5 protein-coding genes are annotated in these 12240 nt (G+C 72.8%); 1 reads left to right on the forward strand and 4 read right to left on the reverse strand.

Annotation, left to right across the window (positions count from 1 at the left end; translation table 11 throughout):
* The first annotated feature begins 599 nt into the window (after positions 1-599).
* Positions 600-6821, forward strand: a complete 6222-nt coding sequence (locus ACGFSH_RS32690; protein ID WP_393354890.1) for a type I polyketide synthase — start codon at positions 600-602, stop codon at positions 6819-6821.
* A 95-nt stretch (positions 6822-6916) separates the two neighbouring features.
* Here the strand turns inward: ACGFSH_RS32690 and thiO are convergent, their stop codons facing one another.
* From thiO to ACGFSH_RS32710, 4 genes are all read right to left on the reverse strand, one after another.
* Positions 6917-8044, reverse strand: coding sequence for a glycine oxidase ThiO (gene thiO, locus ACGFSH_RS32695; protein WP_393354892.1), 1128 nt, complete (start codon positions 8042-8044; stop codon positions 6917-6919).
* A gap of 103 nt (positions 8045-8147) precedes the next feature.
* Positions 8148-10451: a type I polyketide synthase gene (locus ACGFSH_RS32700; protein WP_393354894.1), complete on the reverse strand. Its 2304-nt coding sequence runs from the start codon at positions 10449-10451 to the stop codon at positions 8148-8150.
* A 67-nt stretch (positions 10452-10518) separates the two neighbouring features.
* Positions 10519-11109, reverse strand: coding sequence for an FcoT family thioesterase (locus ACGFSH_RS32705; protein ID WP_393354896.1), 591 nt, complete (start codon positions 11107-11109; stop codon positions 10519-10521).
* Between the two features lie 56 nt (positions 11110-11165).
* Positions 11166-12240, reverse strand: a 1075-nt coding sequence (locus tag ACGFSH_RS32710; protein ID WP_393354898.1) for a beta-ketoacyl reductase, incomplete at its 5' end; no start/stop codon positions are given.

Below are 12240 nucleotides of genomic sequence, written 5' to 3' on the forward strand. Positions count from 1 at the left end.
GGTCACGGACCCGACAGGCCGCCGAGCCGATCCGGCCCGGTGAACTCCGCCGGTCCGTGCCCGTGGTGCGTACCCCCTGTACGAAGGGCCGTAAGTACACGGCGGATCCGCGTGCACGGCCCGGGGATACCGGGCTGGCGGGCTTCCGCGGGCACGGTCGGGCACGACGCCGAGGCGCTTCCGCGCGCAGGCCCGCTGTAACACGACGGAGCCCCCGCGCGCACGGACGTCATGCGCGAACGAGCCTGCGTGCACACGGACGTCATGCCAGTCGAGCCGCCGCCTGCACGGCCGTCACCGGGTGAGCGACCGGCCCGGCTCGGGGCCGTGGGCCCAGGGCGTGTTTCGAAAGTCCCGTCTGCCGGACGCCGCCCGGCACGCGCCGGACGCCGCCCGGCCTGCCCTTCGGGCAGACGACGCTACTTCCGACACACGCCCTAGGGGTGCCTACGGGTGGTGACCCGGCAGGCCATCGACCAGGATCGGCCCTGAACTCGGCACGACACTCGTCCATCGGGCAGGGCAGTCCGAGAGCGCCGTGATCCGCAGGCGCCAGGTCCAGCCGGCCGGATTCCGCGCAGGAAGGCCGCCCAGGCGCCATGGAGCCACAGCACACCTACGCCACGCAGTCCGCACCGGTCGACATCGCCATCATCGGCATGGCGTGCCGCTTCCCGGGCGCTCCCGACCTGGCCTCCTTCTGGAGGCTCCTCCGCACCGGCGCCGACGCCGTCGCCACGCTGCCGACCGGCCGTGCCGAGCTGGCCGGCATCGCGCCGCCGCCCGAGGACGGCCCGTCGCGTCACGGCGGCTTCCTGGAATCCATCGACACCTTCGACCCGGCCTTCTTCGGCATATCCCCCCGGGAAGCCGTCACGATGGATCCCCAGCAGCGGCTCATCCTCGAACTGAGCTGGCAGGTCCTCGAGGACGCGGCCATCCGTCCGACCGACCTGCGGGACACCTCGACCGGGGTCTTCGTCGGCTCGTTCGCCGACGACTTCGGCACCGTCATGCACCGTGTCGCCCCCGGCTCCGTCACCCGCCACACCCTCGCCGGCACCCGGCGCGGACTCATCGCCAACCGCGTCTCGTACGCACTCGGCCTCCAGGGTCCGAGCATGGTCGTCGACGCGGCCCAGGCCTCGTCCCTCGTGGCGGTCCAGCTGGCCTGCGACAGCCTGCGCGCCGGTGCGGCCGGGCTGGCCGTCGCGGGCGGTGTGAACCTGCTGCTCGACCCGGCGGCCACCACGGTCGTCGAGAGCTTCGGCGGGCTGTCTCCGGACGGACGGTGCTACACCTTCGACGCGCGTGCCAACGGGTTCGTCCGGGGTGAGGGCGGCGGTGTCGTCCTGCTCAAACGCCTTTCCGACGCGATGGTGGACGGCGACCGCGTCCACGCCGTGATCCGCGGCGGCGCGGTCAACAACGACGGCGCGACGGAGGGCCTGACGGTCCCCAGTCCCGACGCGCAGGCCGCCGTGCTGCGGCGCGCCCACGCCTGCGCCGGCGTCTCCGCGACCGAGGTGCAGTATGTCGAACTCCACGGCACGGGTACCCGGGTGGGCGACCCCGTCGAGGCGGCCGCGCTGGGCACGGCCTTCGGGGCGGGCCTGCGCGAAACCCCCCTGCACGTCGGCTCGGTCAAGACCAACATCGGCCACCTGGAGGCCGCGTCCGGGATCGCCGGGCTCATCAAGACGGTGCTGAGCATCCGCCACCGGCGCCTCCCGGCCAGCCTGAACTTCGACACGCCGAACCCGGCCATCGACCTGGAGGCCCTCGGCCTGCGCGTGCAGCGCTCCTTCACGTCCTGGCCGGATCCGGACGGCCCGCTCATAGCCGGCGTGAGCTCGTTCGGCATGGGCGGCACCAACTGCCACCTGGTGGTGAGCGAGGCCCCGGCTCCGGCCTCCCGTGGGCAGGCGTCCCCCGCCGTACCACTGCGGTCCACGCCCGCACCCGCGCCTACGCCCGCGCCCCTCGCTTCGGCGCTTCCCTTCCCGCTGTCGGCGCGCACGGAGACCGCGCTGCGCGCCCAGGCCGAACGCCTGCACGCAGCACTGGAACCGGGTCCGGCAGCCGAACAACTCGACCTGGTGGACGTGGCCTTCTCGCTGGCGACCACGCGCGAGGACTTCGCACACCGCGCCGTCGTCCTCGCCGCCGACCGCGAGGCTCTGACCGCCGCTCTGGACGCTGTGGCGCGGGGCCGGCGGACGGCTCACCCGCAGGTTCCCCCGGACGTACGCCGACTGGTCGACCGCTACGAGGCGGGCGAAGTCGTCGCCTGGGCACCGGTGTTCGCAGGTATGAGTCCGGCCCGAGTCACGCTTCCGGGGTACGTGTTCGACCGGGCCCGCTACTGGCCGGAGCCCGAAGGGGAGGTGGCTCCGGGGGGAACGCCCACCCGTGCGGAGGACGTCACGGGCGACGCGGGCATCCCGGACGCCGTGCAGACCGCTTCCGAAGGCGCGGGCGCGGGCGTCGAAAGCCTGACGGGCGTGAAGGGGGCCAGGGCGCGTCTCGCTGTGGGAGCCGGCGACCTGCTGGAGGTCGTACGTCGCGCCGCGGCGGTCGTCCTCGGCCACGCCGCCGCCACGGACGTCGGGGCGGATCTCACCTTCCGGGACCTCGGACTCGACTCGACCGGAGCGGTGGAGCTGCGCGACGCCGTACAGGCCGAGACCGGCATCGAGCTGCCCAGTACCGTGCTCTTCGACCATCCCACCCCGAACGCACTCGCCCGGCACCTCACCGATAGACGCGCCGGATCCACGCCGTCGGTGGCCCGGGACAAGGACCAGGGCGAGGCCCGTAAGGCGGGAGCCGTCCGGTCCGCCCTTGAGGACGATCCGGTCGTGGTGGTGTCGATGGCCTGCCGGTACCCCGGCGGCGTCACCTCGCCCGACGACCTGTGGCGGCTGGTCGCGGACGGCACGGACGCCATCGGCGACTTCCCGACCGACCGCGGCTGGGACCTCGACCGGCTCTACCACCCCGACCCCGACCACACCGGCACCTCGACCACCCGCCACGGCGGCTTCCTGTACACCGCGGCCGAGTTCGACCCCGCCCACTTCGGCATCAGCCCCCGTGAGGCCCTGTCGATGGACCCTCAGCAGCGGTTGACGCTGGAACTGGCCGTCGAGGCGTTCGAGCGCGCGGGCATCGATCCGACGGCCCTCCAGGGCAGCGACACCGGCGTGTTCGTGGGAGCCACCGGGCTCGACTACGGGCCCCGGCTCGCGGACGCCTCGTCCGACACGGCCGGGCATCTCCTCACGGGGGTCACCCCGAGCGTCATATCTGGGCGCATGGCCTACACATTCGGTCTGTCAGGACCGGCGGTGACGGTCGACACGGCCTGCTCCTCGTCCCTGGTCGCCCTGCACCAGGCGGTTCAGGCACTGCGTTCGGGCGAGTGCGGCATGGTCCTGGCGGGCGGTGTCACCGTCATGTCGTCGCCCGGCATGTTCGTGGAGTTCAGCCGCCAGCAGGGCCTTTCCGCCGACGGCCGCTGCAAAGCCTTCTCCGCCCACGCCGACGGCACCGGCTGGGCCGAAGGCGCAGGACTCCTCCTCCTCGAACGCCTCTCCGACGCCCGACGCAACAATCACCCGGTCCTGGCCGTGGTCCGCGGCTCAGCCGTCAATCAGGACGGCGCCTCCAACGGCCTCACCGCACCCAACGGCCCGGCACAACAACGCGTCATCGGACAGGCACTGACCGCCGCCGGACTCGACCCCGCCGACGTCGACGCCATCGAAGCCCACGGCACCGGCACCACCCTCGGCGACCCCATCGAAGTCCAGGCCCTCCACCAGGCCTACGGCACCGAGCGCCCCGCCGACCGGCCCCTCTGGCTCGGCAGCCTCAAGAGCAACATCGGACACACCCAGGCCGCCGCCGGCGTCGGCGGCATCATCAAAATGGTCCAAGCACTGCACCACCAGCAACTGCCCGCCACCCTCCACGCCGACGAACCCACCGCCCACATCGACTGGGACGACACCCCCCTCACCCTTCTCACCGAGGGACGCCCCTGGCCGGGCGGCGACGGCGCCCGCCGCGCCGCCGTCTCCTCCTTCGGCATCAGCGGCACCAACGCCCACGTCATCATCGAAGAACCCCCGCTCCAGAGCGGCAAGTTGGCGGTGCTGTTCACCGGCCAGGGCTCGCAGTACGTGGGCATGGGGCGCGCCCTCGCCGAGGCCCATCCGCGGTTCGCCGAGCTCCTCACCGACATCGCGGCGCGCTTCGACACCCACCTCGACCAGCCGCTGTTGGACGTCATGTGGGCCGAGCCCGGCAGCGAACTCGCCGCGCTCCTCGACCACACCCAGTACACCCAGCCCGCACTGTTCGCCTTCGAGGCCGCGGTGTTCGCCTACCTCACCGAACACGGCCTGGCCCCTGACTACCTGATGGGGCATTCCATCGGGGAACTCGCAGCCGCCCACGCCGCCGGCGTGCTCACCCTCGACGACGCCGTCACCCTCGTCGCCACCCGCGCCCACCTCATGCAACAACTCCCCACCCACACAAGCATGATCAGCGCCAACGCGGGAGCCGAGCAACTCCACCAGATCCTCAACCGCCACCCCGAGATCGACGTCGCCGGACACAACTCCCCCCACCACACCACCCTCGCCGGCACCCACGACGCACTCACCGCACTGGCTGAGGATCTGGACGCCGCGGAGATTCCTCACCGCACCCTCACCGTGTCCGGCGCCTTCCACTCACGCCACCTCGACCCCCTCCTCCCCCGTCTCACCGAAGCAGCCCAACAGCTCACCCACCACACGCCGACCATCGCCGTCATCACCAACACCACGGGACAGGTCGCCGCTACCGGGCAACTCACCGACCCGGCCCACTGGGCGACCCAAGCCCGCACCGCCGTCCACTACCACCAAGGCATCACCACCCTGGCCGACCTGGGCGTCACCACCTACCTCGAAATCGGACCCGACACCACCCTCACCCACCTCACCCGAACCACCCTCGACGACACCGGATCCGTCACCTGCATCCCCACGCAGAACCCCCGCACCGACCAGATCGACGTCTTCGCCGACGCTCTCGCACTCGTCGGACGTTCTCCGATGCCGATCACCTGGGTGCTGTCGGGGCGGACGGGAGAGGAGCTGGTGCGTGCGGCCGAGCGTCTGGCCGATCATGCCGCCGCCCACCCCGAACTCACCGCGAGCGCCATCGGCGACGCCCTCGCCCGCCGCCACCACCACACCCACCGCGCCGTCCTGCACGCCCACACCCGCGAGGAACTCCTCACCCAGACCCGCGCCCTCGCCACCGGACACACCCACCCCGGCCTCACCACCGGAACCCCACAGACCGGCAAGTTGGCGGTGCTGTTCACCGGCCAGGGCTCGCAGTACGCGGGTATGGGGCGCGCCCTCGCCGAGGCGCACCCCCGGTTCGCTCACCTCCTCACCGACATCGCGGCGCGCTTCGACACCCACCTCGACCAGCCGCTGTTGGACGTCATGTGGGCCGAGCCCGGCAGCGAACTCGCCGCGCTCCTCGACCACACCCAGTACACCCAGCCCGCGCTGTTCGCCTTCGAGGCCGCGGTGTTCGCCTACCTCACCGAACACGGACTGGCCCCCGACTACCTGATGGGGCATTCCATCGGCGAACTCGCAGCCGCCCACGCCGCCGGCGTGCTCACCCTCGACGACGCCGTCACCCTCGTCGCCGCCCGCGCCCACCTCATGCAACAACTCCCCACCCACACAAGCATGATCAGCGCCAACGCGGGAGCCGAGCAACTCCACCAGATCCTCAACCGCCACCCCGAGATCGACGTCGCCGGACACAACTCCCCCCACCACACCACCCTCGCCGGCACCCACGACGCACTCACCGCACTCGCCGAAGACCTCCACGCCGCTGACATCACCCACCGCACCCTCACCGTGTCCGGCGCCTTCCACTCACGCCACCTCGACCCCCTCCTCCCCCGTCTCACCGAAGCAGCCCAACAACTCACCCACCACACGCCGACCATCGCCGTCATCACCAACACCACGGGACAGGTCGCCGCTACCGGGCAACTCACCGACCCGGCCCACTGGGCGACCCAAGCCCGCACCGCCGTCCACTACCACCAAGGCATCACCACCCTCACCGACCTCGGCGTCACCACCTACCTCGAAATCGGACCCGACACCACCCTCACCCACCTCACCCGAACCACCCTCGACGACACCGGATCCGTCACCTGCATCCCCACGCAGAATCCCCGCACCAACCACAACGCGACGTTCGCCGACGCCCTCGCCGCCCTCCACACCACCACCCTCCACGGCCTCACCTGGCCCACCACCGACACACCCCCCGCCCCCCTGCCCACGTACCCCTTCACCCGCACCCACTACTGGCTCACCCCTCAGCCCACGACCACAGCCCAACACCTCGGCCTCGACTCCGCCGAACACCCCCTCCTCGCCACCGCCACCGAACTCCCTGACGGCAGCCACCTGTTCACCACCACCCTCACCACCCACACCCACCCCTGGCTCGCCGACCACACCATCGCAGGCACCACCCTCCTGCCCGGCACCGCTCTGCTGGAGCTCGCTCTGCACGCCGGGCTGCGGACGGGGTGTGAGGAGGTCGAGGAGTTGTTGTTCCAGTCGCCGGTGGCTCTCTCCGGTGATCGGGAGAGGGTGCTGCACCTCCTGGCGGGGCCGGTCGACGACTGCGGCCGCCGTCCGATCACGATCTACAGCCGGGACGCCGACGACGAGGGCTGGACCCGGAACGCCACGGGCACCCTGGCCGCCGTCTGACGTCTGCGCCGAAGGCGAAGGCCCGGGCCCCCGTCGGGGGTCCGGGCCTTCGCCGTGCGCCCGGTGGCCGGGCCGTGGGACGAAAGTCGGGCGGGTCAGGCCGCGGTGGGCACGGTGGACGCGAACCTGTCCGCGCCGAAGGGGCGCGCGATCTGCGGCAGCCGGCCCGTGACGACGGCCTCGGCCATCGCTTCGGCGGTGGCGGGGGTGAGCTGGACGCCGACGCGGTGGTGGCCGGTGGCGAGCAGGACGTCGTCGCGGGACGTCGGTCCGAGGATCGGCCGGCCGTCCGGGGAGCCGGGGCGCAGTCCGGCGTCGGCGCCGGCGAAGTGCATGCGGGAGGCCGCCGGAAGGACGCGGCGTACGCGTTCGAGGAGGTCCGCGACTCCTTCGGCGCGGACGTGCTCGTCGTATCCGGTGTCCTCGTAGGTGGCGCCGACGGCGAGTTCGCCGTCGGTCCGCGGCGCGATGTAGACGGCGCGGTCCTCGTAGCCGCAGCGGACGGTGTGGTGGACGGTCGCGTCGCCGTGCAGGCGTATCACCTGGCCCTTGTACGGCTTGATCTCGGGGACCAGTCCGTCGGGCAGGCCCGGCAGCAGGTGGGTCCACGGGCCGGCGGCGAGGACGAGCCGGTCGGCGTGCAGGAGGGCGCCGCCGCTGAGCCGCACGGCCGGGGTGTCGGTGTCGAGGAGGAGCCGTGCGGCGCGTTCCCTCACGAGGTGTCCGCCGGCGTGCTGGAGTGCCGCGGTGAGGCCGCGGGTGAGGGCGCGGGGGTCGATGGAGCCGTCGTCGGGCGACAGCATGCCGGTGTGCGCCTCGGCGGCGAGGTGGGGTTCGAGGCGGTGGCAGTCGTCCGGGGTGAGCATCCGGTACCGGACGCCGAAGCCGTCCGCCATCTGCCGCAGCCTGTCCAGGCCTTCGGCGGCGTGTGCGTCGTAGGCGACGTCGAGGATGCCGTTGCGCAGGAAGCCGACCGGGGTTCCGGCGGCCTGGGCGACCTCGGCGGCGAACGAGGGGTACAGGGCGCGGGAGTGCAGGACGAAGCGGGCGAAGTCGGGCTCGCCGATGAGCATGTCGCCGGAGGGCGGGAGCAGTCCGGCGGCGACGTGGGAGGCCTTGCCGCCGGGTTCCGGGTCGATGACGGTGACGTCGGCGCCGCGTTGGGCGCAGCGCCAGGCGGTCGCCAGTCCGATGACGCCGCCGCCGACGATGATGACGCGCATGGGTTCTCCTCCGCTCCGCGACGGGGGCGGGGGCAAGAGGACGGTGCGAAGGGCCCCTGCACCATGTGGCGGAACGCTCGGTCTGCTCCGCGGGGCGGAGCGCTCAGTCCTGCTGGGTGAGCCGCAGCAGGTGGACGGCCAGGGCGGCCGGGGTGCGGTAGTCGAACAGGAGCGTGGCGGGCAGCCGCAGTCCGGTCAGGGCGGCCAGGCGGCGGTTGAGGTCCACGGTGGTCAGTGAGTCGAAGCCGATGGCGGAGAATTCGGCGTCGGGTGCGACGGCGTCGGGGCCCGTGCAGGCGAGGACTTCGGCGACCTCGGTGCGGATGAGCTGCTGGAGGGCGTGGGTGCGGTCGGCCTCGGGCAGTTCGGCGAGGGTGCGGCGCAGTTCGTCGGCGTCGGCGGGGGTGGTCTGGCGGGCGGAGCGTGCGGGGTCGTGGCGTTTCGGGGGGCACAGGTCGCGCAGGACGTCGGGGATCTGCGGGGAGTGGTCACGCAGGGCGGGCTCGTGCAGCTGGACGGGGACGAGGACGGCGTCGTCGCGGCCGAGGGCGGCGTCGAAGAGGGCGAGTCCGTCGGACACCCGCAGGGCGGAGAGGCCGGCGCGTTCCATGCGTTTGAGGTCGGCGGCGGCAAGGCGTTCGCCCATGCCGGCTTCGTCCCACAGTCCCCAGGCGAGAGAGACGGCGTGCCGGCCGTGGGAGCGGCGGTGCAGGGCGAGGGCGTCGACGAACGTGTTGGCCGCGGCGTAGTTGGCCTGGCCGGCGCCGCCGACGATGCCGCTCACGGAGGAGAAGAGGACGAGTTCGCAGTCGTCGGGCAGGGTCTGGGCGACCTGGTGCAGGGCGAGCGCGGCGTCGATCTTGGGGCGCATGACGCGGGCGAGGCGCCGGGGGGTCATGGTGCCGACGGCGCCGTCGTCGGTGACGCCTGCGGCGTGGATGAGCGTGGTGGGCGGGTGCTCGGGGGGCAGGTCGGCGAGGGCCCGGCCGAGGGCTTCGGGGTCGGCGACGTCGCAGGCGGTGACGGTGGCGTGGGCGCCGAGTTCGCGCAGTTCCGTGACGAGGCGGCTGGCGGCGGGGGTGTCCGGTCCTGAGCGGCTGAGCAGCAGCAGGCGGCTCACGCGGTGGCGTTCGGCGAGGTGGCGGGCGAGGACGCTGCCGAGGGCTCCGGTGCCGCCGGTCAGGACGACGGTGCCGTGGGCCCGTTCGGTACGGCGTGGCCGGGTGGCGGCGTCGGGGCGGGAGCGCTGTAGGCGCAGGCGCAGCAGGCTGCCGCGGCGGACGGCGAGCTGGGCGTGGGCGGCGTCGGGGCCGGTGAGGGCGGAGACCGCGGAGACGAGGGCGCGGCGTGAGCCGTCGGCCTCGTCGATGTCGACGAGTGCGAAGCGGCCGGGCTGTTCGGTCTGGCTGCTGCGGACGAGTCCCCAGACGACGGAGGCGGCGAGGCTGGTGATGCTTTCGCCCGGTTCGCAGGACTGGGCCTGCTGGGTGACGAAGACGAGGCGGGAGTCGGCGAGGCGGTCGTCGGTGAGCCATTCCTGGACGAGGACGAGGCAGCGCTGGGCCTGTGCTCGTGCTTCGTCGGCGTCCTCTCCGCCGTCGGCGCAGCTGACGAGGACGACGGAGGGGACGGGGGCGCCGCGGCGCAGTGCGGTGTCGAGGGCGGGGAAGGAGCTGTAGTTCTCGAAGGATTTGCCGGTGGCCTTGAGTTCGCCGGTGATGCCGAGGTGGTCGGTGCCGAGGAAGGCCCAGGGTTCGTCGGCCGCGGGGCGTGCCGGTACGTCGGCGAGGGGTTGCCAGTCGGGGCGCAGCAGTGCGCCGGAGGCGCCGGTGCCGCGCAGTTGTTCGAGGCTGACGGGGCGCACCATGAGGGAGCGGGCGCACAGGACCGGCCGGTCGTCGGTGTCGGTGGCGGTCAGGGTGAGGTTGTCGCCGTCGGTGGGGGTGATGCGGATGCGCAGGGCGGTTGCTCCGGGGCGGTGCACGCGGACGCCCTGCCAGGCGAAGGGGAGGTAGGTGGCGTCGTCGTCGCGGTCGAGGAAGGGGATGCTGGCGGCGTGGAGTGCGGCGTCGAGCAGGGCGGGGTGCATGAGGAGGCCGGTGGCGGGCGGGGCGGGGCCGTCGAGCGGGACTTCGGCGTAGATCTCGGGGCCGTGGCGCCATGCGGCGTGCAGGAGGCGGAAGGCGGGGCCGTAGTCCATGCCGCGGGCGGTGAGCCGGTCGTAGAGCTCGGGGATGTCGACGGGTTCGCTGCCGGCGGGCGGCCAGGCGCGGGGTGCGGCGGCCGGGGTGGCGGCGGGTCCGGTGCCGTGTCCGCCGTGTGGGCACCGGTGGCCGGTGGAGGGGGTGGCGGTGGTGGGGGTGGCGCCGAGGAGGGTCTCGCCGGGGCGGGGAGCGGGGACGGTCATGGGCTTCCTTCGTGGCAGGGGGGACCCGGGGGTGCCGTGCGAGTCGGTGCCGGAGCGGTGCCCGGTGTCAGCCCTTCAGTGGCGGCGGGTTGGTGATGGCCGCGGTGACGTCGCCCTTGGAGTCGCCGCCGTGTTCGTCGTAGTAGCGGCAGGAGGTCTTGACGACGACGAGGGCGTCGCGGATGTCGTTGGCGTCCCAGGCGACGATGTCGACGATCTCCATGGACCCTTCGAAGAAGCGGCCGCGCATGGGAACGCGGAAGGAGCTGGAGAAGTCGGTGATGAGGATGTCGCCGAGCTGGCGGTGCCAGAAGTCGTCCATGCCCCACTGGTTGAACGGCTCGGTGAGCGCGTCCTGGACTGACTTGGCGATGAGGTAGTAGGCCATCTGGTTGTAGCAGATGTTGAACTCGACGGAGTTGAAGTGGCCGGTGTCGTCGATGTAGCAGGACTCGGGGATCTCGAAGGTGCATTCGGCGGCGAGCCGTCCGCCGTCGTTGGGGTTGCCGTCGACGATGACGTCGGCGGTCTTGAGGTATTCGCACCGCTTGGCCCGGTAGGGGGTGAGCACACGGTGCAGCAGCGGTTCGTCGGTGGGCAGGCGGCGGGCGGTGGGGCTGTCGGCGCGCCGCGCGGGTCGCGCCAGGGATGTCGTCATGGCTCGTGTCTCCAGCTCGTCCGGGGGCGGTGTGGGGCTTGGGGGCCAGGATCCGGTCAGCCGCTGTGGTTGCGCCGGGCGGCGAGCAGCAGTTCCTCGACGCTCATGTCGCGCAGCGCGGTGGCGGGGGCGGGGGGTTCTTCGGCGGGGTCGTCCGGCGCGGCGTCGGGCTTCGTGGCGTCGGGCGTGGTCGCGGCCGTCTGCCCGGCGGGGCCGGGCCGCGGCGTCGCGGGGCCGGGGTCGCCGAGGCCGAGGAGGGCGTCGAGGAGTCCGGCGGTGCGCAGGGCGGACAGCGGGATGGCCGCGATCCTGGCGCGCAGCTCGTCGTCGGCGTGCTCGGCGGCCAGGGCCTCGACGTCCGGGGCGAGTTCGGCGAGCAGGAATCCGGCGAGGTCGGCCGGGGTCGGGTAGTCGAAGGTCATGGTGGCGGGCAGCCGGGTTCCGATGGCGGCGCTGAGGCCGTTGCGCAGTTCGATCGCGGCGAGCGAGTCCATGCCGAAGGCGGTGAACGGCGTCTCGGGGTCGATGGCGGCCGGGTCGTCGTGCCGGACGTGGGCGACGTGCTGCCGTACGAGGTCCAGGACGAGGGCGGGCCGCTGTTCGGGCTCGAGGGCGGCGAGCCGCCGGGTGAGAGGTTCCTCGGCGTCGGCCGGGGCGGGGACGTCGCCGGTGGTGTCGGACTGCCGGGCCGGCGGGGCGACGAGGTCCTTGAGCACGGCGGGCAGCTGGTCGTAGCCGGCTCGCAGGGCTGTGAGATTCAGGGCGAGTGGGACGAGCAGGGCGTCCGGGCGGGTCAGTGCCTCGTCGAGCATGGCCAGGCCCTCGGTGGTGGACAGGGCGGCGCTGCCGGCGAGTTCGAGTCGGGTGAGGTCGGCAGCCGTCAGCGTGCCGCCCATGCCGTCGGCCTCGGCCCACAGTCCCCAGGCGAGGGACTGGCCGGGCAGTCCGGCCTCCTGCCGGTGGGCGGCGAGCGCGTCGAGGAAGGTGTTGGCGGCGGCGTAGTTGGCCTGGCCCGCTCCGGACACCAGTCCGCCGGCGGAGGAGTAGAGGACGAAGTGGGTGAGGGGGTGGTGGCGGGTGAGGTCGTGGAGGTGCCAGGCGGTGTCGGCTTTGGCGCGCAGGACGGGGTGG

It is taken from the genome of Streptomyces sp. NPDC048481 (assembly GCF_043200075.1).
Lineage (GTDB): Bacteria > Actinomycetota > Actinomycetes > Streptomycetales > Streptomycetaceae > Streptomyces.

Excerpts from the sequence above, each read along its gene's own strand:
- ACGFSH_RS32690 (WP_393354890.1), top strand. The coding sequence starts at position 600 with ATGGAGCCACAGCACACCTACGCCACGCAGTCCGCACCGGTCGACATC.
- thiO (WP_393354892.1), bottom strand. The coding sequence starts at position 8,044 with ATGCGCGTCATCATCGTCGGCGGCGGCGTCATCGGACTGGCGACCGCC.
- ACGFSH_RS32700 (WP_393354894.1), bottom strand. The coding sequence starts at position 10,451 with ATGACCGTCCCCGCTCCCCGCCCCGGCGAGACCCTCCTCGGCGCCACC.
- ACGFSH_RS32705 (WP_393354896.1), bottom strand. The coding sequence starts at position 11,109 with ATGACGACATCCCTGGCGCGACCCGCGCGGCGCGCCGACAGCCCCACC.